Consider the following 23953-nt stretch of genomic DNA (forward strand, 5'->3'; position numbering starts at 1 on the left):
TACCATGAAATATCACGCCCCATACGGATCGACCGATCCGGATGCGTCTTACGTTGACAAGGATGTTCCGGGCGCCGTGCGCGGTTCGGCCGTGCCCGCGAAAGCAATTGAAGATCCCCAACGGGAGATCGTGAATGTAATTACGAAAACGGGGGTGGTTCCGGGTAACGGAAACCAGCTGGCAAAATCCATCCAGTCAGGAAAGCTGAATTTCGGCATCATCGGCGGGACAGCGAATGCCCTCACGATGACCCTGTCAGAGGTGCCGACATCGTGGGCCGATTTGGTTGGAACGCCTTTGCGCGGTATTATCGCCACCACGAATACGGGTGCCTGCACCCTCAATGTCAACGGCCTTGGCGCAAAGCCGATCAAGATCGATAACGGTAGCGATCCGCTCGGAGGGGACCTCAAAACAGGGGCGGTTGTTGTGTTCGTCTATGACGGCACCAATGTTCAGGTCACATTTGCATCATCCATGCTGACGGAGCGCCTGAATAAAGGCAGCACCATCGTATCCTATGGCACGGCCGGTTCGTTCTCATGGACGCCACCCGCAAACGTGCGCTCGGTCTTCGTCCGTGTGTGGGGCGGTGGCGCCGGGGGTGGTGGCAATCAGAATACCGGTGCAGGCGGCGGCGGTGGCGGTGGTGGTTACGCTGAAGGTTATGTGGCGGTTACCCCCGGAACTCCCGTTACCGTTGTCGTTGGCGCTGGTGGCGCCGGCGGCCTCAATTCGACTGCGCAAAATGGTGTTGCAGGTGGAAGTTCTTCATTCGGTCCATCGGTGTCTGCTTCAGGTGGTACTGGTGGTGCGGGTGCACCAAACGGGACGCAGGGTGTCAGCGGACCGGGGGGGAGCGGGACTGGCGGACAACGCCAGGCAAACGGCGGGCAAGGTTCTTCTGGGGCTTGGATATTCAATGCGAGCGCCGGAATCGGCGGGAACGGTGGCGCCGCGGCTGCTGGCGGCGGCCCTGGTGGCGGTATCTCATCCGGTCAGCCCGCCAACGGCCAATCACCCGGCGGCGGTGGCGGTGGTGGAGCCATGAATTACTCCGGCGGCGCAGGTGCCGCCGGCCTGGTTATCATTGAATATTTCGCGGGATGAGATCATGGGCGCTTTTTTTTCCATATCAACATGTGCTTCGGTCCCAAACGTCAACAGCCCCTCCGGGGGGAATGTGTCGATCGACAATCTTGGACCCTATGGGCCCCCGATCTTCGAGTGGAATTTCCCAGTCACCGTTCCAGTGGGAAAGGTGATGTTTATCACCGACATTGAGTTCGTTTCCAAATGCGTTCGCAGGCCATCCCAGGACGGAACATGGCGAAACTCATACTTGGTGCTCGATAGCATCACTACAATGGGGGAAAATCTCCCGGTTCGTCACTATGTGACCCCGATAAGGCTTCCTGCTGGCTTTAAAGTCACAGGTCATTTTCAAAATAACAGCCCTGAAGATCAGAACATGATTGCCAGAGTTCATGGCTATATGGAGGATATTTGATGCCCGCTTTTGCCCGCGTAGACAACGAGCGTGTGATAGAGGTCGTGTCACTCGATAAAGGCGTGAAGATTTCCGATGCCTTCCACCCGGACCTTGCCGCACAGTTCAAAGCTTGCGCTGATGGGGTGATGCCGGGATGGGTCTATGATGGGAAAACCTTCAGCCAGCCCGTTGCTGAATCCATCACGAAGAGCGAATTGCTTGCCTATGCCGCCATGAAACGGTTTGAAATCGAGACCGGCGGCATCGTTGTTAACGGCTGCCGCGTCGACACCAGCCGTGACAGTCAATCGATGATCGCCAACGCTCATTCATATGTCGTCGCGTCGGGGGCCGCTTCCACCAAATTCAAATCCCTGTCTGGATTTGTGACTTTGTCTGCCGCCGAGGTTAAAGAAACGGCGCTCGCGGTAGGAGCGCACGTTCAGAGTTTGTTCGACGCCGAAGCCACCATCGACGCTTTGATCACCTCGGGTGACATTGCGAGCCTTGCCGATATCGACGCCTATCAGTGGCGCTCCGGTGATTAATGGCGTTCAAAGCTCAGGCTTAAGGATCATTGTCGGCAAGATAGTATCTGCGTTGGAGGCTATATACGAGTTGCGGGCCTCCATACTCATTCCGAAGAACGGGTAATTCAAATAGGTCGCTGCGACTATAACCGCGCAAATACTTAATGCCACCGTGGCTTTATCGAGTGAACGTGAAAGGCGTTCCGCGACGACCGGCAAGATGAATGTATATGGCATGATGTAAAATTCTGTCTGATTGCCGTGACGGACTGCCAGCGTGAACGCTATTCCGGTAAGGAACGCCGCCGAAAAAAGGGCGATCCTCGTTTGACAGGTCGTAAAAATAACGCTTGGTTTTTTTGCTGCCTTTGCGACAAATTCGATAATAGCAACTGCCGCGCAATACAAACAATACGACACGACAACGGCCGAAAGTGCGAATGACCAGTAGGATATCTGAGAGAAATTGTCGTCCCGGAGGTATGGTAACCACTGAAACAGGTTGCCGAAAAACCACAGGGCATTCGCGGTAATCAGGGATTGGTCAAGCTTGGAAAATTCGTCATTCGACGCCGGGTTCGCGTAAAACAGAAAGTTCACAACGGCTTGTTTCAGGACGCTGAGAACGGATGCTCCCGTGAGCAGAAAGATGATAAGGTCAGCGACCAGATATAGGGCAGCCAGCGCGATAATGGCATTGATCCTGGACCTCGTGTCGGCTTGCTGCTGAAACTCATATGTCACTATGAAGGCGAGCAGAAACGGCAGGAAAATGATCGGAGGCGAGTAACAAGTCACACCGAAAACATTGACGGCGATCGCAATTCCGTATGTCAGGTATCGGACAGATAGCCGGGTCGGAGCGGCCGCCACCAAAAGAAATGAAATGAGCAGCAGTGATTGCGAGATAATCTGGCGCTCCACGATAGTCGACATCACCACATGCTGAGCCGTAATGGCATAAATAAAGGCAACGAGAGCGCTAACTTTTCGATCTGCGCCTATTGCCAGCGACAAAGAAAACATGAGTGCAATGTTTAGTGCACCTAACATCTTTGGGAACATGCTGGCGACGAAAACGCCTTTTTGCATAGAGATCGCGGTCAGCGGGTTGGCGAAATCGCTAACCGGATAGACCGCGTCGAGCCACCACTGATATAGATTGTCTTGGAACCAGTATCGAAGGCTGTAGCCACTGGCTGGAATGCCCTGCAAGGATGAATAGATAACGGTCTGCATGATGTGGTTCGCGTCTAGGTTCCATTCCGCATACGGAGCCAGAAGACGAACCGAGAGGGCAAAGAAGAATAGAAGCGCAGCGATTATCGTTGGTCTGCAAAATGAGACCTTCCGTTCGCCGCTATTCTCATATGCTGCCGTCATCGCCTTACCCCATCACCTGAGCGCCTAGTGAAACAGGTATTTAGCAATTTCCGCGCGGTCAACGACTAATGAGCAAGGCACCACCTTGATCACCATCTCGCTTCGGTCGGCCTTTTTGATAGCCGGTATCGCTGTCGGACCTTACAACCACAATCAGGACACCCCCATGCTCATCCACAATTGGCGGCGCGTGCTTTGGCGCGCCTCGTCTCTTTGGGCTGTCTACGTCGCAACGGTCCTGCAAGTAGCTGAGAACGCCATTCCCTACGTCGCCGATTATCTGCCGTGGTGGGTCCCGGTCGCGGTCCTCGTTCTCGCTCCCATTTTCCGAATTATCTCCCAAGGAGGACTCTATGCCGATCAACAAGATCACGCCGACAAAGCGCGGTAAGGCTGCGATCGCAACGGTGCTGGCTGGTATCTCGGCTGGCAGCTACGCAGCTTATGACCGATATTCACCATCCGGAAAGATGGACCCGTCCGTTGTTCTGGCCGTAGAAAAGGCGATCATTCCATGGGAGGGGCTGGTTCTCAAATCCCATTGGGATCCCTTTGCCAAAGTCTGGGACATTTGCTACGGCGAAACAAAGGGTGTCGGCGCCGGCATGACGAAGACGCCGGCGGAATGCAGGGACATGCTGCTTCGCCGCGTCTACAGCGACTTTCAACAGCCTATCCTCAAATGTTCCCCCAATCTGGCGAACGCTCCCGTCAGCGTGCGGGCGTCCATGATCTCCGGAGCTTACAACTTCGGCGTTGGCGCATGGTGCAGATCGACGGCGAAAGCACGTGTGGAAGGGGGGCAATGGCGTGCCGCTTGTGAAGCCCAGACAGCATTCAACCGCGCCGGCAGGCAGATCGTGCGAGGGCTGGTCAATCGTCGTGAAATGGGTGACGCCCAGCGCATCGGCGAGGCTGAACTTTGCGTGAGTGGCTTATAATGTTCGGTATTCTGGACTGGCTAAAAATCGGCGCCGGCGTCTGTGCCGGCATCGTCATCACCTCCATCTACTGGCTCGGCGTGCCGCTGCTGAACGATTATCCCGTTCTGAAGAATATTCCGCTGATCGGCAATCTGGCCGTCGGTCATGTCGAGACCGTCAAAACCGAGGCGCTGAAGGGCTATGTGGTTCTCTCGGAAAAAACAGCAGCAGAAGCCAGGGCGCACGAGTTGGAGCGGCAGATCAATGCCGCCGCCCAATCCCTCGAAGAGCATCGCAAACGCGCTGTAGCGGCCGAAAAGGCGAAGGAAGAGGCAAATGAACGACTGGAAAAGCTCATTGCTGAAGACGGCGGCGACGACGGCCTTCGCTGGAACGATGCTGATGTCGAATGGCTGCGCCAGCACTGAAGAGCGATTGGTGAAAGCAGCCGAAATACAGGCAAAGGCTGAAGCAGGTATTGCTCTCCCGGATCTGCCTGCAGAATGCCGCAGGCACGTCGGGCGCGTTATTCCTAAATCTGGCGAGAAGGTCCGCTGGACGCAAAAGCGGTGGGAATATAGCGCTGACGTGGCTGATCGTCAGATAGACGATTGCGCCGCCTTCTACGACGACACGAAAAATCGTTTCGAGAAGGGGCGCTGAGATGGCAACCGTTTCCGGCTACAGGGGTGAGGCGATGTGGGTTCGCATTCGTCATCGGTTTGGCCCTCGAATGATGGAGTGGTTTCTGGCGGGGCACATGATCCTGTTCGGATATGTCCTGCTTCTTCCATCCCAGACATTCAATCAGCCGGCCTTTTCGGCATTCGTCGCTCTGGTTCCTTCCGAAACCTTTCTGGGCTGGTTGATGTCGCTTATCGGCTGCCTGCGCATCATTGGCCTCGTGATCAATGGCGCGCGCAAGAATGTAACGCCGCAGATCCGGCAGTTTTCTGCGACAGTTGGCTGCCTGTTGTGGACTGGCATCTCATACGGTTTCGCGTCCTCGGGTGTCATCAGCACCTGGCTCGCTATTTATCCGCTTTTTGCGGTGAGCGAGCTGGTCAATATCAATCGCGCTGCTCATGACCAAGGGGAAGCAAGGCATGGAACAAGTAGAACTTCTAAGTAAACTTCCGTTCCCTGCTGTCCTGATGTTTGGGGCCACTCTCGCCGTCATTTTTTATGTCCGACATTTCGGCCTGAAGGCCGGAGAGAGTGCAGCGAGGCCGCAAAAACAGTCGTCTGCCGAAGTCGCCGCCGTCATCGTCGATCCGACTGCGCTCAACAATGCCACCGAGGCTGTAAGGGCGCATACGGCCGAAGCCGTCAACATGAGAAAATCCTTTGAGCGCGGTACCGAAAAGATCTGCGACGCCGTCGATCGGCTAAGCGATCAGATCGACGATCTTCAGAAAGAAATGATCCGCCGAAAGGCGTGATGTGGATGTTTCTATTCTCAATTGCGGGCAGCCCACGAGCTTACCTTTTGCTTTGTAGCAGACCTGCCATTCATTTTGAAAGCAGATCAGCATCGGCCAGCTCAAGGGCTTCCTGATGGTCGTCTGAATGTCGGATGATCTCAGGAGTGGCGCAGGCATTGTTCCTTCCTTTTTGTTCTACAAATGTTCTCATTTCAGGAAAGAGTCAATACGGAACTCCGTGGGTCGACGGTTCACATCCTTGACCCTCGTTATGAATTAGAACATATGTCGCACGCGGACCGATTGCGGACCGTTTCGCTTGAATATGCCGGAACAGAAATGGAACATATGCCCATACCTGCCCCGGAAAAGGTGGGTTTTCAGGAAGCAATCGCCGTTCGGGACGTGGGGGTCGGAGGTTCGAATCCTCTCACTCCGACCAGTCGGAAGCCAACGAAAACAGTGGCTTTTATCATCCCGAAATTCCCTGAAATAGCAGTCTCCCAGCAAAACCGGGCAGTTCGAAACCCACGGGTTGGTCCGTGTCCGGAATCCGGTATTGCGTGCGAAGACACATGGTCCGGTATCCTTGCGGTTGTGGTTTCGGCGCCTGAAGAAAAGAGGCCCGTCGCTCCGCCAAGCGCCAGGCCTCAATGTCGCGGCCTTGTTTCAGGGGACGCGCGACAGGCATGGTCTTAAAAGCGTCGATCCCGGTCCACAACCTCAGAACTTACCCGTCACCGCCATCGGCCCTGAATTTCAGGGGCATCGTCACGATCAACTTATCGCGATCAAAAAAGAGGCCCGCTGTTTTTTCAAACAACGAGCCTCTGTTGGGTCGCTTGGCGGAGCGACCGCAGGCAAATTCGCCTTTCGCGCATGAACGTCAAATGAACAAACGGCTTCTTCTCGCGCCGAGAAACAACCCGTAAAAATCAGGGGTCATGGATCGGAAAGCCGCCTCAGCCGTTATCCAACCATAACAACGATGGAGGATAACATGCTGAAGGGTATCGCATTGTGGGCGATGGGCGTTCCGATCTTCGTGATCATTCTGCTTTATATGTTCGTGTTTTAAGCTGGTTCAGGGCTCTCGAACGAAAAGGCGGCCGCTTGGCGGTCGCCTTTTTATTGTCTGCATCCGCGCCTGTCAGTCCAGATCGCCGATCAGCTGTGAGGCCGTCGCCGCATCCGTGCGGCGGATGTCGATCTCGTCGCGGTGTTTGGCCAGCAGTTCGCTCGCCAGCAGCTTTTCCGCAAGATCGGCGGGCAGCGAGAGAATGACCCGGTCGCCCTTTTCTTCCGTCGCACCGACGCTGCGCTTGCCGGCGATCATGCCGCCCGCAACCGTGTTGTTGGTGTCGGGATCGATCAGAATGAAGGAACCGGTCGAGCGGTTCTGTTCATAGGGATCGAAGATCGCCGTCTCGTCGAAGGAAAGCCGCACCTTGCCGATGGCGTTCATCGGCAGCGAGGTTTCATGCGCCTGCCATTCGCCTTCCTTCAGGTTCAGCTGGCTGACAGGCTGCACGCTGACGCGCTGGCGGCGGCTGCCGCTTTTCAGCCAGTAGCGCTTGCCTGCCTCGATACCGCCCGGCTGCAACGCCACGATCTGGGCGTCGAAGGCAAGGCCGGTCTGCGGTTGCGCCTCGATGGAGACGATCATGTCGCCGCGCGACACATCCACCTGACGGTCGAGGACGAGCGTGACGGCATCACCCGCAACGGCGGCATTGCGCACCAGATCGAAGGTGACGATCTGCTTGACATTCGCGACCATGCCGGAAGGCAGGACAACGATGCTGTCGCCCGGCTTCACCGAACCGCCGGCAACCGTGCCCTGATAACCACGGAAGCTTTCACCTGGGCGCGAGACACGCTGCACCGGCAGGCGGAAGCCGCCGGACTGCGCCGAGCGAACGGTCGCAAGCTCCAGCGTCTCCACCAGCGTCGGGCCTTCATACCAGGGCATGGAGGCTTTGCCTGAAAGCACGACGTTTTCACCCTTCAGCGCCGACATCGGAATGGCGGTGATCTGCTTGATGCCGAGATTGGAGGCGAAATCGCGGAATTCATGGGCGATCAGCTCGAAACCGGCCTTGTCGTAATGCGTCAGGTCGATCTTGTTGACGGCCAGCACGAATTGCCGGATGCCCATCAGCGCGGCGATGGTGGCGTGGCGGCGCGTCTGTTCCAGAATGCCGGTACGCGCATCGACGAGCAGCACGGCAAGATCGGCGGTGGAAGCGCCGGTCGCCATGTTACGGGTATATTGCTCGTGGCCGGGCGTGTCGGCGACGATGAAGGCGCGACGGTCGGTGGCGAAATAACGATAGGCGACATCGATGGTGATGCCCTGTTCGCGCTCCGCCTGAAGACCGTCGAGCAGAAGCGCGAAATCGGGCAGGCCGAGATCGTTCTGCTTGCCGCTGTCACGGTGCAGGGTGGCGGCCTGGTCTTCCTTGACGGCCTTGGTGTCCCAGAGAAGACGGCCGATCAGCGTCGACTTGCCGTCATCGACACTGCCGCAGGTGATGAGGCGCAGCGGACGCGTGTCGCGCGCCACTTTCGAGTGTTCGGCGAAGGGCAGGATGGTGGCGGAAGAGGAGGGGGTGTTGGCGGCGGCAGTGCTCATCAGAAATACCCCTCGCGCTTCTTTTTCTCCATGGAGCCGGACTGGTCGCGGTCGATGGCGCGGCCCTGCCGTTCGGAAACGGTGGCGATTTCGAGTTCGGCGATGACTTCCTGAAGCGTCGCCGCCTCGGAACGGATAGCGCCGGTCAGCGGGAAGCAGCCGAGCGTGCGGAAGCGGATCGAGCCGTGCTTGATCTCTTCGCCGGGCAGCAGCTCCAGACGCTCGTCTTCAGCAAGGATCATCATGCCGTCGCGCTCGATGTAAGGACGCTCGGCGGCGTAGTAGAGCGGCACCAGCGGAATGTTTTCCGCCTCGATGTAACGCCAGATATCCACTTCGGTCCAGTTGGAGAGCGGGAAGGCGCGCACGCTTTCGCCCTTGCGGACCATGCCGTTATAGATGTTCCACAGTTCCGGCCGCTGGTTGCGCGGGTCCCATTTATGATCGGGCGTGCGGAAGGAATAGATGCGCTCCTTGGCGCGGCTCGCCTCCTCGTCACGGCGCGCGCCGCCAAAGGCCGCATCGAACTGGCCGGCATCGAGCGCCTGGCGCAGTGCTTCCGTCTTCATGATATCGGTGTAAAGCGCCGAACCGTGGGTGAAGGGCGTTACGTTTTCGCTCGCACCGCGCGGGTTGGTGTAGGAAATCAGGTCGAGATCGTATTCCTTGACGATATTGTCGCGGAATTCGATCATTTCCTTGAACTTCCAGCCGGTATTGACGTGCAGCAGCGGGAAGGGAATGCGGCCGGGGAAAAACGCCTTGCGCGCCAGGTGCAGCAGCACGGAACTATCCTTGCCGATGGAATAGAGCATGACAGGGTTGTCGAATTCGGCGGCGACTTCGCGGAAGATGTGAATGGCTTCGTTTTCAAGCGCCTTCAGATGCGGATCGAGCGGCGGCTTGGCTGCGACAGTATTCTTGCTGTCCGTCTCGTGGACTGCGTTGGACATTGTGAACTCCGGGAATGTACTGAATGATTATCGTTGCGGGATGGCGGAAACGGCGGATGTCTGCTCCGCACCGGCGACGTGAAGACCGCATTCGCGCTTCTCGTCGTTTTCCCACCACCATCGTCCGGCGCGCTCAGGCTCGCCGGGCTTGATGGCGCGCGTACACGGCTCGCAGCCGATGGAGGGGTAACCGCGCTGGTGCAACGGATTGACGGGAATGTTCTCCTCGGCGACATGCGCCCGGATGAGGTCGATATCCCAGTCAGCCAGGGGATTGATCTTGATGAGATTGCGCTCGGCGTCGAATTCGGCGAAAGGCGTGGTGGCGCGATTGCCCGACTGGCCGCGACGAAGGCCGGTGATCCAGAAGGCAGCACCATCAAGCGCCTTGCCGAGCGGGATGAGTTTTCTGACATGACAGCAGGCGTGACGGGCTTCAACGCTTTCATAAAAACCGTTGAGACCGTATTTTGCGGCATAGGCGTCGATATCGTCCTGCTCCGGGCGGAAACGGCGGATTTCGATGCCGAAACGCTCTTCGGTTTCATCGATGAGATCGACGGTTTCCTTGAACAGCCGGCCGGTTTCCAGCGTCACGACATCAATCGGCAGGCGGTGCGTGCCGATGGCGGCCGTAATGACCTGATCCTCGATGCCGAGGCTGGTGGTGAAGACCGCCCGCCCGCCGAGGCCGGCGATAAACGAAAGCCGACCCGCCAGATCGAGCCCGGCAAGCGTGGCGTCGAGGGAAGCGGCATCGGCAGAGGCATTTGCTGAATTGATCGTCATTGTCACGTCCGGGATTTCCATGGCCGATTATTGTTGAAATCCGGCTATGCGAACAGAAATGACAGTCTTTGTGCGCTGCACTTGAGAGCAAAAATGCCTCACGCGCGCAGGGTATGAGCAAAAGATACCCGTTCACCTTCTTTGCAGCTTGGATATGCACCGTGGTGCGATCGGAAGTGATAACGACGTATATTCGCGGCTCAAGAAAATTTTGAGCTCGTATTACCCGAGCTGAGACCCTGCAGGCTAATGATCAGCGAGATCAAGGCGATGTAGCGCTGAGCGACCGGATCAGCCGTTATGTTTTGTATTAGTGAAGAGAAAATCCTATTTTTATAATAAAGATATGTAATATATATCTGGATATGGCAAATTAATATTTATTTATACTTTTAATGCTGCAATAATATAAGTGTATTAACTACGGGGATGTAAATCATGCAAAATTTAAAAATATCATTATGGGCAATCGCCGCTCTATTTATTCCAGATAGTCACGCCTTTGCTTTTAACTTCGGTTTTGTGAGGGTGCCAGATTGGATGGATTATTATATTTCGGTGCTTTTGGGTGTGTCTTTGGTCAGCTATCTTGGGGTTCTCGCAACGAAACCCCAAGGAGTTCCAACAAATCAGCTTTCGCAGGTGAAGATTTCTCTCATCACAAATATTTTCCGTTTTATTTTGCTCATCGCGTTCGGACTGTTAATGCTCATGGTATTCGTCGGCATGGGTCTACGACGCTACGCAGAAGCGTAAGTCCGGCGTACCGGGCTGTCATAAAAGTCGGTCGCAAACCCGATTTTGCTTCTGATTTATGCCACAGCAATTCAACGCCGGCGATTTTATCGAAAAACTTGGCTTGCGTGTTCGAGCACGCCAGCTAAAGGTTCATGGCGAAAAGATTTGAACAAATAGGCAAGTCGTTTTCGCTTTAACGATAAATATGAAAACTTCTTTAGCCGGAATTGCCGGGTTTCCCGGCTTGTGGTCTACTGGTTTTACGATGATTTCGCAGAAGGCAAAATACGCGCTGAGGGCGCTTCTTTCGCTGGCAAAGGCCGACGGCTGCAGTCCTGTGCAGATTTCCGACATTGCCCGCGAACAGGCCATTCCGAAAAAGTTTCTGGAACAGATCCTTCTCGAAATGAAGAAGGAACGCCTCGTCGAAAGCCGGCGCGGCAAGCAGGGCGGTTATCTTCTGGCGCGCCCGGCCGCGGATATCACCTTCGGCGAGGTGCTGCGCCTCATCGACGGGCCGCTTGCCCCCTTGCCCTGCCTGTCGCAGACCGCCTATCGTCGCTGCGAGGATTGTGACGGTGAGAAGCAGTGCGAGATCCGCCACGTCTTTGCCCGCGTGGCCGATGCCACCCGCAACATCCTTTTCAACACCACCATTGCCGATGCCGTGGCGGGTGTCGAAGTGCCCGAGCTTTTGACGGCCTAGCACCACACCATCCACAAACTCCACCGTCATCCTCGGGCTTGACCCGAGGATCCATGGTCAGACTGGGTTGTGGATCCTCGGGTCAAGCCCGAGGATGACCGACGGAGAGGGCATACCTGCCTTCCGGCACATGGTACTGCAACTTGTGACACGAGTTTCGCAGAGGCGGCTGCTCAAACAACGAAACAGGCGGCGGAGCTCTTAGCTGTCGCCCTCCTGCGTTCCCCAAACGAAAAAATCGTCTAAAACCCCATAATATTTTTCGCCATCGCGGCAAAAAATCGTCAAAAATGTGAAATGCTTTTGCATTCAGAAAAGTTTTACACGACGCTTGTTGCGCCTTTCGCTTATGCTGCGCTGTATTTGTTGCCCGGGAAAACGCTCTCGGGAAACACTTTTTCGATCGTATTCGGCCTCATTGACCAACTCTACTCAACCGGTAGAGTTAAGCCATCGCAATCAGGAGGGAATACCGATGTCCAAGCTTCTGTCCGGTTTGAGCGTTGTCGCTCTTAGCCTTTCACTGGCACTTGGCGGCGCTGGCTCGGCCGCCGCGCAGACCAAGCTGCTCAACGTGTCCTACGATCCGACCCGTGAACTCTACAAGGATTTCAACGAAGCCTTCGCCAAGAAGTGGAAGGCCGACACCGGTGAGGATATCACCATCCAGCAGTCGCATGGCGGCTCCGGCAAGCAGGCGCGTTCGGTCATCGACGGTCTGGAGGCGGACGTCGTGACGCTGGCGCTGCAAAGCGATATCGACGCCATTGTCGAAAATTCCGGCAAGATCAACAAGGACTGGCGCGGCCGCCTGCCGCACAATTCTTCGCCCTACACCTCGACCATCGTTTTCCTGGTGCGCAAGGGCAACCCCAAGGGCATCCACAATTGGGGTGATCTGGTGAAGGGCGACGTGCAGATCGTGACGCCGAACCCGAAGACCTCGGGCGGTGCACGCTGGAACTATCTGGCGGCCTGGGCCTGGGCGAATGAAGAATTCAAGGGCGACAAGGACAAGATCAAGGCCTATGTCGGCGAGCTCTACAAGCGCGCCCCGGTTCTCGATACCGGCGCCCGCGGCTCCACGGTCACCTTCGCCCAGCGTCAGATCGGCGACGTGCTGCTGGCCTGGGAAAACGAAGCCTATCTCGCTGGTCAGGAATTCGGCCCTGACGCCTTCGATATCGTCGTGCCGCCGATCTCGATCCTTGCCGAACCGCCTGTCGCCGTGGTTGACGCCAATGTCGACGCCAAGGGCACGCGCAAGGCGGCGGAAGCCTATCTGCAATATCTCTATTCCGACGAGGGCCAGAATATTGCGGCGAAACACTTCTACCGTCCATCCAACCCCGCCGTGGTTTCCAAGGATCTGCTCAAGCAGCTGCCCGACATCAAGCTCGTCACCATTGACGACCCGCAGTTCGGCGGCTGGGCCAAGGCGCAGCCTGAACATTTCGGTGACGGCGGTATCTTCGACCAGATTTACAAGCCCGCAAAGTAAGCGGATGATGGGGTGAAACGCGTGCACCCCGTCCGCAGGGACAAGACAATAAGAGCCTGATCGACCGGACATCGTGCCGGTCGATACTTTATAATAAACGCCGGGAAACACCGGCTCCCAGAGAGCATTTTCAGGAAAACTGGCCCCCGGTTTTCTGTCCGGAAATGCGCCAAACTAAAGATTATCCGGAGCCTTGATGAGCAACAATACTTCCGGAAACAGGTGGAAATGGCGGCAGTCGAGCGTCATACCGGGCTTCGGCCTGACGCTTGGTTACACAGTGACCTATCTGTTTCTCATCATTCTTATTCCGCTCGGCGGCCTTGTCTGGTCCACGGCGAAACTGGGTTTTTCAGATTTCATTGCAATTGCCACGGATAGCCGCACGCTGAATGCGCTGCGTGTCAGTTTTGGAACGGCATTTCTTGCCGCGCTGGTCAACGCGGTCTTCGGCGTCATCGTCGCCTGGGTGCTGACGCGTTACCGTTTTCCCGGTCGCCGCTTCGTCGATGCCATCGTCGATCTGCCTTTTGCCCTGCCGACGGCGGTCGCCGGTATCGCGCTGACCACGCTTTATGCCAATCGCGGCTGGGTCGGTTCGCTGTTCGAACCCTTCGGCATCAAGATCGCCTTTACGCCGACCGGCATCGTCATCGCGCTGATCTTCATCGGCCTGCCATTCGTGGTGCGCACCGTGCAGCCGGTCATGGAAGAAATCGACCGGCAGGTGGAGGAAGTGGCGGCGACGCTTGGCGCCAATCGTTTCCAGACCATCACCCGCGTTCTGCTGCCGAGCCTGACACCTGCGATCCTCACGGGTTTCGCGCTCGCCTTCGCACGCGGCGTTGGGGAATATGGTTCAGTCATCTTCATCGCCGGCAATATTCCCTACGTCTCGGAAATCGCGCCGCTCCTCATCGTCATCCGGCTGGAGGAGTTCAATTATGCGGCCGCGACCGGCATCGCCACCATCATGCTGATCATCTCGTTCGCCATGCTGTTCCTCATCAATCTCATTCAGGCCTGGAGCCGCAAGAGGTACGGTTATGTCTGAGACCGCTTCCCGCACGTCCCCCCGGCCGTTTCGTGACCCCGCCAGCGAGAGTTTTCCCGCCCGGCTGGCGTTGATCGCGATTGCCTTCGTCTTCCTCGCCGCCTTCCTCGTGCTGCCGCTGGTCTCGGTCTTCTTCGAAGCCTTCCGCAAGGGTGCGGAAAGCTTCTGGGAGGCGATTGTCGAGCCTGACGCGCTCTCCGCCATTCGCCTGACGCTGCTCGTCGCCGCCATTTCCGTGCCGCTCAACCTCATCTTCGGGGTCATGGCCGCCTGGGCGATTGCGAAATTCGAGTTCAAGGGCAAGGCGTTCCTGATCACGCTCATCGACCTGCCATTTTCGATCTCGCCGGTCATATCGGGCCTCGTCTATGTCATCCTGTTTTCATCCCACAGCGTACTCGGGCCATGGCTGAAGAGTTACGGCATCGAGATCCTCTTCGCCGTGCCGGGCATCGTGCTCGCCACCATCTTCGTCACCTTTCCTTTTGTGGCGCGCGAGTTGATCCCGCTGATGCAGGATCAGGGCAATGGCGACGAGGAGGCGGCGATTTCGCTCGGCGCCTCCGGCTGGCAGACCTTCTGGTATGTCACGCTGCCGAACATCAAATGGGGCCTGCTTTACGGGGTGCTGCTCTGCAACGCCCGCGCCATGGGCGAGTTCGGCGCCGTCTCGGTGGTCTCTGGCCATATTCGCGGTGAGACCAACACCATGCCGTTGCATGTCGAGATACTCTATAATGAGTACAATATGGGCGCGGCCTTTGCGGTGGCGACGCTGCTCGCCGGTCTGGCGCTCGTGACGCTCATTCTCAAAACCATTCTCGAAATACGCTTTGGCGCGGGCAACGCAGCCGGCAAGCATTGAAAGGCATCTTCATGGAAGTGAAAGTTTCCGGCATCACCAAGCAGTTTGACCGCTTTCCGGCGCTGAACGATGTGTCGCTCGACATTCGTTCCGGCGAGCTGATCGCGCTGCTCGGTCCTTCTGGTTCCGGCAAGACGACGCTGCTGCGTCTCATCGCCGGTCTCGAGCAGCCGACGACCGGCCAGATTTTCTTCGGCAACGAGGACGCCTCGCACCGCACGGTGCAGGAGCGCAATGTCGGTTTCGTGTTCCAGCACTACGCCCTGTTCCGCCATATGACGGTGGCCGACAATATCGCTTTCGGCCTCAAGGTGCGGCCCTCCGCCAAGCGTCCGCCCAAGGCCGAAATCCGCAGGCGGGTCTCCGAACTTCTCGACATGGTGCATCTCTCCGGTCTTGAGAAACGTTACCCCTCGCAGCTTTCCGGCGGCCAGCGCCAGCGCGTGGCGCTCGCCCGCGCTGTCGCCATCGAGCCGAAGGTGCTGCTCCTCGATGAACCCTTCGGCGCGCTCGACGCCAAGGTGCGCAAGGAGCTGCGCCGCTGGCTGCGCGAATTCCACGACCGCACCGGCCATACCACCGTCTTCGTCACCCACGATCAGGAAGAGGCGCTGGAACTGGCCGACCGCGTCGTCGTCATGAGCCAGGGCAAGATCGAACAGGTCGGCACGGCGGACGATGTTTACGATACGCCGAACTCTCCCTTCGTCTTCTCCTTCATCGGCGAATCCTCCAGCCTGCCGGTGACGATCCGCGACGGCCATGTGCTGTTCCAGGGTGAAAGCATCGGCATCGACGAGAGCGGCTCCGGTGAGGGCGAGCTTTTCTTCCGCCCGGAAGACGTGGTGCTGACCGGGGAGAAGGACGCGCTTTACGGCAAGGTCACCACCTGTCGCCGCCTCGCCGGCACCCGCATCGCTGAAATCGACATCGCCAATAACGGCCATGAACCCTATCACCTCGAAATCGAAGTGCCGCTCAACGCCGCCGTCGCCGTGGGCGCGGAGCTGCGCTTCCGGCCGACACGGTGGAAGGTGTTCGGGAAAAAGTGAGACAGGTTGCGGCGGTGGCAGCCGCCGCCCATTGCTGTTCATAGCTTGCCGTCATTCCGGCCTTGAGCCGGAATCCAGCCAGCCCAAGTCCTTGGGCTGAAAAGAGCCCTCTCGTAGCGCCTGCTGGATGCCGGATCATCCTCGGGCTTGTTCCGGCGACCGGCATGACGGCAGAGAGGTGTCACCAGCAACATAAGACGCCGAATTTATAGCGCTAGCTTAACCCACACCCTCATTCCTGTGCTTGTCACAGGAATCTAGCCGACGCGCGTCTGCGCGGCGAAAAAGACTCCTCCCAGCCCAAAGACTTGGTCTGGCTGGATCTCTGTGACAGGCACAGAGATGAGGGAGGAGGATGAGGCACAAAGATGAGGGAGAAGCTGCACAGAGATGAGCCAAGCATACGTACTCGCCCACAATCCAAAAACGGAAAAGGGCCGCCGAGGCGACCCTTCCATGAGTTTGGTCCTGTTTACAGACCCGGGACTGTTTCTCAACGTTCCGAAGGCTAGAGGTTTTACGCCGAGGGTTGCCCCGTCGAAAACACACCCTTTCCATTGCCTGCACCAGAGACCGAAATCTCACTAGACATTGGATCACCTCCTTCCGATACGTTGAACATAACTAGAAGGTAGTACGATTCGTCAGTAATGCAAGAGGGATTACTTCCAGGGGACGCCCGGCACCTATGCCGCGTCTGCGGCCTTCACGTCGAATTCGAAGTGGATGCTGTCATAGGGAAACTCGATGCCAGCCTCGTTCCGATCGATAACGCCCGCATGGAGGAGCGACGTCACATCGCGATGAACGGCCTGTACATCCCGCCCGACCCGACGGGCAACCTCCCGGATAGAAAGCGGTCCCTGTCCGGCGAGAGCCTTCACGATGGCAAGGCGAAGCGGCGCGAGAATGCGGTGCAGGTCCTCATAACTGGAAAATTCGACGGATGGTTTCGCCTCCACCGGCTTTCCGGACATGGCCAGATTACCGGCGGCAACAAAGCGGTTCCTGATATCCTTGATCGTGCTGAGACGGACGGTGAGTGCGGTCATGACAAAATCCTTTCCATATCCGCCTGAAAAGCATCGAACAGGGCTTCGAGCGTGGTGAAGGCGATGGTGTCTTCACGCCCGTCCATATGACGATGATCGCCTTTTCCGCGTTCATTGTCATAACGCAGAACACATTCCCCTTTGATCACCAGCGCCAGCCGATATTTGAACGGGTGGAGACTTCCGGGAACAGGCTCAGGCAGATGCCACAGGACAACCTCGAAGAAGGCCGTCTCGTCGATCACTTTGCGCGTCTTTTCGAGCAGAATGGCCTTCATGTTGTTATTTGTAACAACACTTTGGTGTGTTGTCAATGAAAACAACGATCCCACTCAGAGCGTCACGACACCCGCATCACGATCTTGCCGATATGATTGCTGCTTTCCATCAGCCGGTGGGCTTCCGTTACCTCGTCCAGCGTGAACACCCGGTTGATAACGGGCGCGACCTGACCGTTTTCGACGAGCGGCCAGACCCGTGCGACGAGATCGTCGCGGATGGCGCGTTTTTCGTTGGCGGTGCGGGGGCGCATGGTGGAGCCGGTGACGGTGAGGCGTTTGACCATGATCGGCGTGAGGTTGACCTTCTCGGCCACGGCGCCGCCCAGAAAGGCGATGATGGACAGGCAGCCGTCCTTGGCAAGCGCCGCAAGGTTCTTTTCGAAATAGGCCGCACCGATCATGTCGAGAACGACATCGACGCCTTTGCCGCCGGTTTCGGCTTTGACGACTTCGGCAAAATCCTCTTCGCGGTAATTGATCGCGCGTTTGGCGCCGAGCTTCACGCAGGCTTCGCATTTTTCCGCCGAGCCTGCGGTGGCATAGACCTCCGCACCGAAGGTTTTCGCGAGCTGGATGGCCGTCGTGCCGATGCCGCTGGTGCCGCCGTGGATGAGCACGGTTTCGCCTTCGGTCAGGCCCGCCATCTGGAAGAGGTTGGCCCAGACTGTGAAGAAGGTTTCCGGTAGCGCCGCGGCCTTGACGGCGTTGTAACCCCTGGGGAAGGGCAGGGCCTGTCCGGCCGGCACGGTGCAATATTGCGCATAACCGCCACCATTGGCGAGCGCGCAGACCCTGTCGCCCAACTTGAATTCGGTAACGCCTTCACCCAGCGCAACCACCTCGCCGGCGATTTCGAGGCCGAGGATCGGGCTTGCATCCTTCGGTGGTGGATAGATGCCCTGCCGCTGCGCGACATCCGGGCGGTTGACGCCCGCCGCCTCGACCTTCACCAGGACCTCGCCTTTCGCAGGCTTCGGCAAAGGCGCCTGCGAAAGCCGCATCACCTCCGGGCCGCCATGGGAAGGAAGGTCGATGAAGCGCATTGTTTCGGGCAGGGTGATAGTGTCGGGCATGGCCAGGGGCAACTCCTCACGTGTCGGCGTCGCCTGAAGATGTAGGTCAGGGGCGCCGCTTAGGGAAGGGGGCCGTTTGCCGCGAGTGTCAATTTGTCTCGCCGAACACCCGCACCACGAAGCCGCCTTCGTTTTCCTTCGCGGCCGCCTTCACGCCGGCGATCTCGCTGCCGATCCGCTCGGGATTGGCGATGATCAGCCCCTTCGGCAAAGTCAGAACGCCGATCGAGCAGCGCAGCAGCGCGAAGTCCCGCTCGTTGCCGTGGCGGTCCTGGCCTTTCATGCAGCCGGCGGCGCGGTCTTCGTCCGAATAGAGTTCGGCGACATCGTCGTGGAAATCGCTGAGCAGCCGCTCGATGATTTCCGTCAGCTCCTCCATCGTCCAGTCACGCACGCCGATGAAGAAGTCATCGCCGCCAATATGGCCGAGGAAGCAATCGCCGGCAAAGAAGTAACGGCGCATCAGCGCCGAAAACAGGGTGATGGCGTGGTCGCCGGCGTTGAAGCCGTATTTGTCGTTGAAGGGTTTGAAATTGTCGAAGTCGCAATAGCAGAAGAAACGCGTCTCGTCGCCGTCGCCGCAGCTATCGGCAATGAAGCCGCCAATCGCCCGGTTGCCGGGCAGCGCCGTCAGCGGATTCTGGTCCTGCGCCATTTTCAGCTGCTTTTCATTGATGACCTTGATGAGCGAGGCGGCGGAAACAATGCCGGCATAACGCATGTTTTCGGTGAGGATGATGCAGGCGCTGCCGCCCATGCTGGCGAACATGTTCATCAGCTGGTCGGCATCCGCATCGAGACCGACAATCGGGGCGGGATCGACGAAATGGGAAATGGTGCGCTCGTAGATCTTGTTCTTGAGCAGGTCGCGGCCGAAGGGCCGGTAGATATATTCCTTGAGATGATATTCGTTGATGACGCCGCGCGGTTCGCCATTGGCGTTGAGAACCGGGAAAAACGCCTGCTGCGGGTTTCTGCGGAACAGTTCGAAAACGCTGTCGACGCTGTCGTGCTCGAAGACGGTGGGAAGCCGCTCAATTTCGCGACGGATGAGAATTTCATCCAGCGTCTGGCTGCTGCGCCGCGCCACGCCGATGCGGCTGATGTGGGGAAAGCTCTCCGGCAATTCGCTGGTGAAGACCGTGGGCCTCGCGATCAGCCAGCCCTGCACCAGATCGACGCCGAATTCGCGGCAGGTCAGAAATTCCGCTTCCGTTTCGATGCCTTCCGCAATCACCCGGACGCCGAGAACATGGGCGATGTTGACGATGTTGCGCACAAGGTGCTGCTTGCGCGGCAATTGGTCGACGCCGGTGATGAAATGCCGATCGATCTTCAGGTAATCCAGCGGGAAATCGCAGAGCAGTTTCATCTCGCCATGACCGGCGCCGAAATCGTCGATGGCCAGCTTGAAACCTTCCTTGCGCATGCGGGCGATCAGCGCCGTGAATTCCGGCACGCTGGTATTGTCGAAACGTTCGGAAAGTTCAAAGCAGATGGAGGAGGCCGGAATGCCGGCCCGCGCCAGATGGCCGACGAGCTTGTCGAGAATGGTGTCGCCATGCGGGATCAGACGCACATCGAGATTGAGAAACAGGGTGGCGGAAGAAAAGTCGGGCAGGGTGGAAAATTTTGCCAGCGCCCGGCTCGCCAGCATCTGCTCGAAGGCCTTCAGCTCGCCATCGGCGGCGGCCTGGTCGAGAAGCGCCAGCGGGTTGGAAAAACCGAGCCGGTCATGGCCGCGCATCAGCGATTCATAACCGAAGATCGTGCCCGTCGTCGCCTCGACAATCGGCTGGAACGCCGTCTCGAGCACCAGCTTGGCCATGGGAAACATGTGCCCGGAGGCAAAACGCCTGACGACATCGTTCTCCAGCGTGACGGCCTGCATTTCTGTTCTCCGCTATTGCCGGTTCCTTTGGTGGTGCGGCGAATGAAAATGCGCCGTCAGGAACCCGTCTCTTTTACGGCGAACAATCGCAGATGACAGGTCAACAAAAGCTTTCACGACTGTGAAGCTTTCATGAACGTTTTGTTACGGCCCCGGCAGTTTGCAGGGTTGTTTGCGCCGGGCTTTTATGCCCGGCGGATGTGCCCGGTGTGAGCGGCATAAAGTTCCGCGACGTTCATGCGTTCCCGGTCCGCTTCGACGGGGTCCGTGGACTTCGCACCCACGCCATGTTCGGCCGAGGCCGCCCATAGTCTCAGCGCGGCCCTGACGACCTCGCTGCCGGATGCGTAAGCGCCGCAATTCACGGCCTCGCGCATTCTTGCTGCCTGCTCCGGGGAAATCGATACTGTCACCATTGGCATGATATCACTCCCTTCTTTCCATGGCCGCCACGCGAGCCCGATAAATGCCCGTTTCACGGACGGGGCGGGGGCGGTCTTTTATGGGCGGTCGTTTTTAAGAGCTTTCGTCTGGACGCCGCATCCAGCGAAATTGGTATCATTCCCTATCTTACCACGAAACGCGCTCCATACCCAATTTGCAGTATATTTGGGTTTAGTTTTTCCCCGATAGCTGCGAGGCCGATATGGGCGATATGCGCACCGCCCACGCGTTTCATGAGCGCATGGCCAGGGCCAGCGTAACCGTTGCAAAACCCTGCATGATGAGATCTATCGCCAGAAACAGGCCAAGCACCCAAAGGCTGTTCACCGGCCAGCCGGCGGCGATCACCAGACCCGCCAGCGCCGTCACCGCGCCTGCCGCAGCGACCCAGCCCCAGCCCGTCGCCGGTCTCAGTCGGAAGCCGACGACGAGGCGGAAAATGCCGGCGACAATGAGCGAAATAGCCATCAGCAAGGTCAGCACGGCCGCCGTCAGATCGGGGTTCTGGAAAGCGATGACGCCGGCAATGGCGTAAAGCAGGCCGCTCAGCGTCCAGAACAGCACGCTTTCCCACCCCTTCACCTGAAAGGCATGAAAAAGCTGCAGCACGCCGCCCATCAGCATCATGACCCCGACATAAAAGACGGAGGCGACGGTGGCGACCAGAAGATTGCCGAGCGCGATGATGCCGAAGGCCAAGAGAATGAGGCCAAGGGCCAGCAGCCAGCCCCACTTTGCTTTCAGCGGTGAAAATCCAGATGCATTGAGACTCTGCGTCATGTCGCTGTCTCCCTGAATGGTCGGGTAACGCTATCACGATTGCACCGTAGCGCAATGCGCCTATCGAAGATTTGATCCAGATCATCAGTATGAACAGGGGAAAACCGCTTCTGCCTTCCCCCTGTCGCGTCGACGCCAATTCGCGACATGAAATGGCGCGTTTTTTATTGATTGATTGATCAATCAAGAATATTTTGCCCGCCATCAAGGAGGCCATTATGCCCAAGATCGGAATGGAGCCTTTGCGCCGCAAGGCGCTGGTGGATGCGGCGCTTCGCACCATAGGCCACCATGGTTCGCTGAATGTGACAATGTCTGATATCGCCCGGGAAGCGGGCGTGTCGGCGGCGCTTGCGCATCATTATTTCGGCAGCAAGCAGCAGCTTCTGCTGGAAACCATTCGCAGCCTGCTGCGTGACCTCAGGCGTGATGCGGTAGCGGCCTTGACCCGCGCTTCCGGTCCGCGTGAAAGGCTGAGCGCCATCGTACATGTCTCCTTCCAGAGCGACCAGTTCACGCCCGAAACCGTGGCGGCATGGCTTGCCTTTTATGTCGAGGCGCAGCGCTCGGAAGAGACCCGTCGCCTGCTCGTGCTTTATTCCCGCCGCCTCAGGTCCAACCTCATGGCGAGCCTCAACCGGCTCTGCCCGCCAGACGATGCCGCGCGCATCGCGGAAGGGGCGGCGGCCCTGATCGACGGGCTTTATATCAGGCACAGCCTGCGCTCGGCGCCGCTCGGTCTCGCCTCCGCGCCGGCGCTTGTCGAGGATTATTTCGACATGCAGCTCAAATCATTTCCCGATGGACAGCGCCAAAAGCCGTCCATCCGCGTTCTTTAAGGAGACTTCGACATGACCACGCTCAAGGCGCAGCCGAAAGCCTCGCATTTCATCGACGGGGTGTATGTCGAAGACACGGCCGGCACACCGTTCGAAAGCATCTTCCCGGCCACCGGTGAGGTGATCGCGCGGCTGCATGCGGCAACGCCCGCCATCGTCGAGCGCGCCATCGCCTCGGCCAAGCGTGCGCAGAAGGAATGGGCGGCGATGAGCCCGATGGCGCGCGGCCGCATCCTCAAACGCGCCGCCGATATCATGCGCGAGCGCAACGATGCGCTGTCCACGCTGGAGACGCTGGATACCGGCAAGCCCATTCAGGAAACCATCGTCGCCGACCCGACCTCCGGCGCGGATGCCTTCGAATTTTTCGGCGGCATCGCTCCTGCCGCGCTGAACGGCGATTACATCCCGCTCGGCGGCGATTTCGCCTATACCAAGCGCGTGCCGCTCGGCGTCTGCGTCGGCATCGGCGCTTGGAACTATCCGCAGCAGATCGCCTGCTGGAAGGCCGCCCCGGCACTCGTCGCCGGCAATGCCATGGTCTTCAAGCCCTCGGAAAACACCCCGCTCGGCGCCTTGAAGATTGCCGAAATTCTCATCGAAGCCGGTCTGCCAAAGGGCCTGTTCAACGTCATCCAGGGCGATCGCGATACCGGCCCGCTGCTCGTCAATCACCCCGATGTGGCGAAGGTCTCGCTTACCGGCTCGGTGCCGACCGGCCGCAAGGTGGCCGCCGCCGCCGCCGGGCATCTAAAGCATGTGACGATGGAACTCGGCGGCAAATCGCCGCTAATCGTCTTCGACGACGCCGATATCGAAAGCGCTGTCGGCGGGGCCATGCTCGGCAATTTCTATTCCTCCGGCCAGGTCTGCTCCAACGGCACCCGCGTTTTCGTGCAGAAAAAGGCGAAGGAGCGTTTCCTCGACAATCTGAAGCGCCGCACAGAGGCGATGGTCCTCGGCGATCCGCTCGACTACGCCACCCATCTCGGCCCGCTGGTCTCCAAGGCCCAGCAGGAGAAGGTTCTCGCCTATATCGAAAAGGGCAAGGCGGAGGGCGCGACGCTCATCACCGGCGGCGGCATTCCCAACAATGTCTCGGGCGAGGGCGCCTATGTGCAGCCGACCGTCTTCGCCGATGTGACCGATGACATGACCATCGCCCGCGAGGAAATCTTCGGCCCGGTCATGTGCGTTCTGGATTTCGACGATGAGGACGAGGTTCTCACCCGCGCCAACGCCACCGAATTCGGTCTTGCCGGCGGCGTCTTCACCGCCGATCTCGCCCGCGCCCATCGCGTGGTCGACCGGCTGGAGGCGGGCACGCTGTGGATCAATACCTATAATCTCTGCCCGGTCGAAATCCCCTTCGGCGGCTCGAAACAATCCGGCTTCGGGCGGGAGAATTCGGCCGCCGCGTTGGAGCATTATAGTGAGTTGAAGACGGTTTATGTGAGCACGGGGAAGGTGGACGCGCCTTATTGACGGTTGGTGGGTGGGGCTTACCCCCCTCTGCCCTGCCGGGCATCTCCCCCTCAAGGGGGGAG

General features: G+C 58.3%; 27 protein-coding genes. 17 read left to right on the forward strand and 10 right to left on the reverse strand.

Features of this window, described 5'->3' with window-relative positions:
* Positions 1 to 4 precede the first annotated feature (4 nt).
* The 3 genes from N5D22_RS20965 (at position 5) to N5D22_RS20975 (ending at position 2041) form a co-directional block, all read left to right on the forward strand.
* Positions 5 to 1111 carry a glycine-rich domain-containing protein gene (locus N5D22_RS20965; protein ID WP_279657666.1) on the forward strand — a complete coding sequence of 369 codons (1107 nt, stop codon included), beginning with the start codon at positions 5 to 7 and terminating at the stop codon, positions 1109 to 1111.
* A gap of 154 nt (positions 1112 to 1265) precedes the next feature.
* Positions 1266 to 1511 (forward strand): hypothetical protein, encoded by a 246-nt coding sequence (locus N5D22_RS20970; protein ID WP_164056011.1) that lies wholly within the window; start codon positions 1266 to 1268, stop codon positions 1509 to 1511.
* Positions 1511 to 2041, forward strand: a complete 531-nt coding sequence (locus tag N5D22_RS20975) for a DUF4376 domain-containing protein (RefSeq protein ID WP_279657665.1) — start codon at positions 1511 to 1513, stop codon at positions 2039 to 2041. The genes N5D22_RS20970 and N5D22_RS20975 overlap by 1 nt, the downstream gene beginning before the upstream one ends.
* Positions 2042 to 2047: 6 nt before the next feature.
* Here the strand turns inward: N5D22_RS20975 and N5D22_RS20980 are convergent, their stop codons facing one another.
* On the reverse strand, positions 2048 to 3406 hold the full coding sequence (locus tag N5D22_RS20980) for a hypothetical protein (protein WP_279657664.1): 1359 nt from the start codon (positions 3404 to 3406) through the stop codon (positions 2048 to 2050).
* A gap of 85 nt (positions 3407 to 3491) precedes the next feature.
* On the opposite strand from N5D22_RS20980, the gene N5D22_RS20985 reads away from it, so the two are divergent.
* Genes N5D22_RS20985 through N5D22_RS21010 form a run of 6 tightly spaced genes read left to right on the forward strand, consistent with a single transcriptional unit; the run spans position 3492 to position 5771 of the window.
* Positions 3492 to 3797 carry a hypothetical protein gene (locus tag N5D22_RS20985; protein ID WP_279659069.1) on the forward strand — a complete coding sequence of 102 codons (306 nt, stop codon included), beginning with the start codon at positions 3492 to 3494 and terminating at the stop codon, positions 3795 to 3797.
* Positions 3760 to 4347, forward strand: a complete 588-nt coding sequence (locus tag N5D22_RS20990) for a lysozyme (protein ID WP_279657663.1) — start codon at positions 3760 to 3762, stop codon at positions 4345 to 4347. Before N5D22_RS20985 ends, N5D22_RS20990 begins: the two co-directional genes overlap by 38 nt.
* A complete protein-coding gene (locus tag N5D22_RS20995) occupies positions 4347 to 4757 on the forward strand; it encodes a hypothetical protein (RefSeq protein WP_279657662.1) in 411 nt (136 codons plus the stop codon). The genes N5D22_RS20990 and N5D22_RS20995 overlap by 1 nt, the downstream gene beginning before the upstream one ends.
* Before the next feature lie 10 nt (positions 4758 to 4767).
* Positions 4768 to 4992, forward strand: a complete 225-nt coding sequence (locus N5D22_RS21000) for a hypothetical protein (protein ID WP_279702769.1) — start codon at positions 4768 to 4770, stop codon at positions 4990 to 4992.
* A 1-nt stretch (position 4993) separates the two neighbouring features.
* Positions 4994 to 5461 carry a hypothetical protein gene (locus N5D22_RS21005; protein WP_174056141.1) on the forward strand — a complete coding sequence of 156 codons (468 nt, stop codon included), beginning with the start codon at positions 4994 to 4996 and terminating at the stop codon, positions 5459 to 5461.
* Positions 5415 to 5771: a hypothetical protein gene (locus N5D22_RS21010; protein ID WP_279657660.1), complete on the forward strand. Its 357-nt coding sequence runs from the start codon at positions 5415 to 5417 to the stop codon at positions 5769 to 5771. The genes N5D22_RS21005 and N5D22_RS21010 overlap by 47 nt, the downstream gene beginning before the upstream one ends.
* 1132 nt (positions 5772 to 6903) lie before the next feature.
* On the opposite strand, the gene cysN is transcribed toward N5D22_RS21010, so the two are convergent.
* From cysN to N5D22_RS21025, 3 genes are read right to left on the reverse strand one after another with little or no spacing between them, the layout of a single operon-like run.
* A complete protein-coding gene (cysN, locus tag N5D22_RS21015; protein ID WP_279657659.1) occupies positions 6904 to 8388 on the reverse strand; it encodes a sulfate adenylyltransferase subunit CysN in 1485 nt (494 codons plus the stop codon).
* Entirely contained in the window at positions 8388 to 9341 is a 954-nt protein-coding gene (gene cysD / locus N5D22_RS21020) for a sulfate adenylyltransferase subunit CysD (protein WP_279657658.1), read from the reverse strand. Before cysD ends, cysN begins: the two co-directional genes overlap by 1 nt.
* Before the next feature lie 27 nt (positions 9342 to 9368).
* Complete coding sequence (locus N5D22_RS21025) at positions 9369 to 10151, reverse strand: phosphoadenylyl-sulfate reductase (RefSeq protein ID WP_279657657.1); 783 nt, start codon at positions 10149 to 10151, stop codon at positions 9369 to 9371.
* 417 nt (positions 10152 to 10568) lie between these two features.
* Here N5D22_RS21025 and N5D22_RS21030 point away from each other — a divergent pair, with 417 nt between their 5' ends.
* The 6 genes from N5D22_RS21030 (at position 10569) to N5D22_RS21055 (ending at position 16046) form a co-directional block, all read left to right on the forward strand.
* Positions 10569 to 10886 carry a hypothetical protein gene (locus tag N5D22_RS21030; RefSeq protein ID WP_279657656.1) on the forward strand — a complete coding sequence of 106 codons (318 nt, stop codon included), beginning with the start codon at positions 10569 to 10571 and terminating at the stop codon, positions 10884 to 10886.
* 247 nt (positions 10887 to 11133) lie between these two features.
* The gene (locus N5D22_RS21035) at positions 11134 to 11574 is read left to right on the forward strand and encodes an Rrf2 family transcriptional regulator (RefSeq protein WP_279657655.1); all 441 of its coding nucleotides are present in this window, start codon (positions 11134 to 11136) and stop codon (positions 11572 to 11574) included.
* Between the two features lie 475 nt (positions 11575 to 12049).
* Positions 12050 to 13075 (forward strand): sulfate ABC transporter substrate-binding protein, encoded by a 1026-nt coding sequence (locus N5D22_RS21040; protein ID WP_279657654.1) that lies wholly within the window; start codon positions 12050 to 12052, stop codon positions 13073 to 13075.
* Between the two features lie 196 nt (positions 13076 to 13271).
* Entirely contained in the window at positions 13272 to 14129 is an 858-nt protein-coding gene (cysT, locus tag N5D22_RS21045) for a sulfate ABC transporter permease subunit CysT (protein ID WP_003494311.1), read from the forward strand.
* Positions 14122 to 14994: a sulfate ABC transporter permease subunit CysW gene (cysW, locus tag N5D22_RS21050; RefSeq protein ID WP_080817462.1), complete on the forward strand. Its 873-nt coding sequence runs from the start codon at positions 14122 to 14124 to the stop codon at positions 14992 to 14994. Before cysT ends, cysW begins: the two co-directional genes overlap by 8 nt.
* Before the next feature lie 11 nt (positions 14995 to 15005).
* On the forward strand, positions 15006 to 16046 hold the full coding sequence (locus N5D22_RS21055) for a sulfate/molybdate ABC transporter ATP-binding protein (RefSeq protein WP_020812515.1): 1041 nt from the start codon (positions 15006 to 15008) through the stop codon (positions 16044 to 16046).
* A 686-nt stretch (positions 16047 to 16732) separates the two neighbouring features.
* On the opposite strand, the gene N5D22_RS21060 is transcribed toward N5D22_RS21055, so the two are convergent.
* The 6 genes from N5D22_RS21060 to N5D22_RS21085 form a co-directional block, all read right to left on the reverse strand.
* Positions 16733 to 17098, reverse strand: coding sequence for a helix-turn-helix domain-containing protein (locus tag N5D22_RS21060; RefSeq protein ID WP_279657652.1), 366 nt, complete (start codon positions 17096 to 17098; stop codon positions 16733 to 16735).
* Entirely contained in the window at positions 17095 to 17376 is a 282-nt protein-coding gene (locus tag N5D22_RS21065; RefSeq protein ID WP_003520460.1) for a DUF6516 family protein, read from the reverse strand. The genes N5D22_RS21060 and N5D22_RS21065 overlap by 4 nt, the downstream gene beginning before the upstream one ends.
* A 62-nt stretch (positions 17377 to 17438) precedes the next feature.
* Positions 17439 to 18452 carry an NAD(P)H-quinone oxidoreductase gene (locus N5D22_RS21070; RefSeq protein ID WP_279657651.1) on the reverse strand — a complete coding sequence of 338 codons (1014 nt, stop codon included), beginning with the start codon at positions 18450 to 18452 and terminating at the stop codon, positions 17439 to 17441.
* An 88-nt stretch (positions 18453 to 18540) separates the two neighbouring features.
* Positions 18541 to 20343: an EAL domain-containing protein gene (locus tag N5D22_RS21075; RefSeq protein WP_279657650.1), complete on the reverse strand. Its 1803-nt coding sequence runs from the start codon at positions 20341 to 20343 to the stop codon at positions 18541 to 18543.
* Between the two features lie 185 nt (positions 20344 to 20528).
* Entirely contained in the window at positions 20529 to 20765 is a 237-nt protein-coding gene (locus N5D22_RS21080; protein WP_279657649.1) for a type II toxin-antitoxin system ParD family antitoxin, read from the reverse strand.
* 253 nt (positions 20766 to 21018) lie between these two features.
* Positions 21019 to 21567, reverse strand: a complete 549-nt coding sequence (locus N5D22_RS21085) for an HdeD family acid-resistance protein (RefSeq protein ID WP_279657648.1) — start codon at positions 21565 to 21567, stop codon at positions 21019 to 21021.
* A 218-nt stretch (positions 21568 to 21785) separates the two neighbouring features.
* On the opposite strand from N5D22_RS21085, the gene betI reads away from it, so the two are divergent.
* Positions 21786 to 22406, forward strand: coding sequence for a transcriptional regulator BetI (gene betI / locus N5D22_RS21090; RefSeq protein ID WP_020812509.1), 621 nt, complete (start codon positions 21786 to 21788; stop codon positions 22404 to 22406).
* A 12-nt stretch (positions 22407 to 22418) separates the two neighbouring features.
* Complete coding sequence (gene betB, locus N5D22_RS21095) at positions 22419 to 23891, forward strand: betaine-aldehyde dehydrogenase (protein WP_279657647.1); 1473 nt, start codon at positions 22419 to 22421, stop codon at positions 23889 to 23891.
* Positions 23892 to 23953 lie beyond the last annotated feature (62 nt).

The sequence above is a fragment of the Agrobacterium sp. GD03872 genome, assembly GCF_029840625.1.
Lineage (GTDB): Bacteria > Pseudomonadota > Alphaproteobacteria > Rhizobiales > Rhizobiaceae > Agrobacterium > Agrobacterium fabrum_A.

Bases quoted from the DNA above. Each gene is read 5' to 3' on its own strand.
- cysT (WP_003494311.1), top strand. From the start codon at position 13,272: ATGAGCAACAATACTTCCGGAAACAGGTGGAAATGGCGGCAGTCGAGC.
- N5D22_RS21030 (WP_279657656.1), top strand. From the start codon at position 10,569: ATGCAAAATTTAAAAATATCATTATGGGCAATCGCCGCTCTATTTATT.
- N5D22_RS20970 (WP_164056011.1), top strand. From the start codon at position 1,266: ATGTTTATCACCGACATTGAGTTCGTTTCCAAATGCGTTCGCAGGCCA.
- N5D22_RS21060 (WP_279657652.1), bottom strand. From the start codon at position 17,098: ATGACCGCACTCACCGTCCGTCTCAGCACGATCAAGGATATCAGGAAC.
- N5D22_RS21010 (WP_279657660.1), top strand. From the start codon at position 5,415: ATGACCAAGGGGAAGCAAGGCATGGAACAAGTAGAACTTCTAAGTAAA.
- N5D22_RS21025 (WP_279657657.1), bottom strand. From the start codon at position 10,151: ATGGAAATCCCGGACGTGACAATGACGATCAATTCAGCAAATGCCTCT.
- N5D22_RS21035 (WP_279657655.1), top strand. From the start codon at position 11,134: ATGATTTCGCAGAAGGCAAAATACGCGCTGAGGGCGCTTCTTTCGCTG.
- N5D22_RS20965 (WP_279657666.1), top strand. From the start codon at position 5: ATGAAATATCACGCCCCATACGGATCGACCGATCCGGATGCGTCTTAC.
- cysW (WP_080817462.1), top strand. From the start codon at position 14,122: ATGTCTGAGACCGCTTCCCGCACGTCCCCCCGGCCGTTTCGTGACCCC.
- N5D22_RS20975 (WP_279657665.1), top strand. From the start codon at position 1,511: ATGCCCGCTTTTGCCCGCGTAGACAACGAGCGTGTGATAGAGGTCGTG.
- betI (WP_020812509.1), top strand. From the start codon at position 21,786: ATGCCCAAGATCGGAATGGAGCCTTTGCGCCGCAAGGCGCTGGTGGAT.
- N5D22_RS21070 (WP_279657651.1), bottom strand. From the start codon at position 18,452: ATGCCCGACACTATCACCCTGCCCGAAACAATGCGCTTCATCGACCTT.
- cysD (WP_279657658.1), bottom strand. From the start codon at position 9,341: ATGTCCAACGCAGTCCACGAGACGGACAGCAAGAATACTGTCGCAGCC.
- betB (WP_279657647.1), top strand. From the start codon at position 22,419: ATGACCACGCTCAAGGCGCAGCCGAAAGCCTCGCATTTCATCGACGGG.
- N5D22_RS21085 (WP_279657648.1), bottom strand. From the start codon at position 21,567: ATGACGCAGAGTCTCAATGCATCTGGATTTTCACCGCTGAAAGCAAAG.
- N5D22_RS21080 (WP_279657649.1), bottom strand. From the start codon at position 20,765: ATGCCAATGGTGACAGTATCGATTTCCCCGGAGCAGGCAGCAAGAATG.
- cysN (WP_279657659.1), bottom strand. From the start codon at position 8,388: ATGAGCACTGCCGCCGCCAACACCCCCTCCTCTTCCGCCACCATCCTG.
- N5D22_RS20995 (WP_279657662.1), top strand. From the start codon at position 4,347: ATGTTCGGTATTCTGGACTGGCTAAAAATCGGCGCCGGCGTCTGTGCC.
- N5D22_RS21040 (WP_279657654.1), top strand. From the start codon at position 12,050: ATGTCCAAGCTTCTGTCCGGTTTGAGCGTTGTCGCTCTTAGCCTTTCA.
- N5D22_RS20990 (WP_279657663.1), top strand. From the start codon at position 3,760: ATGCCGATCAACAAGATCACGCCGACAAAGCGCGGTAAGGCTGCGATC.
- N5D22_RS21055 (WP_020812515.1), top strand. From the start codon at position 15,006: ATGGAAGTGAAAGTTTCCGGCATCACCAAGCAGTTTGACCGCTTTCCG.
- N5D22_RS21065 (WP_003520460.1), bottom strand. From the start codon at position 17,376: ATGAAGGCCATTCTGCTCGAAAAGACGCGCAAAGTGATCGACGAGACG.
- N5D22_RS20980 (WP_279657664.1), bottom strand. From the start codon at position 3,406: ATGACGGCAGCATATGAGAATAGCGGCGAACGGAAGGTCTCATTTTGC.
- N5D22_RS21075 (WP_279657650.1), bottom strand. From the start codon at position 20,343: ATGCAGGCCGTCACGCTGGAGAACGATGTCGTCAGGCGTTTTGCCTCC.
- N5D22_RS21005 (WP_174056141.1), top strand. From the start codon at position 4,994: ATGGCAACCGTTTCCGGCTACAGGGGTGAGGCGATGTGGGTTCGCATT.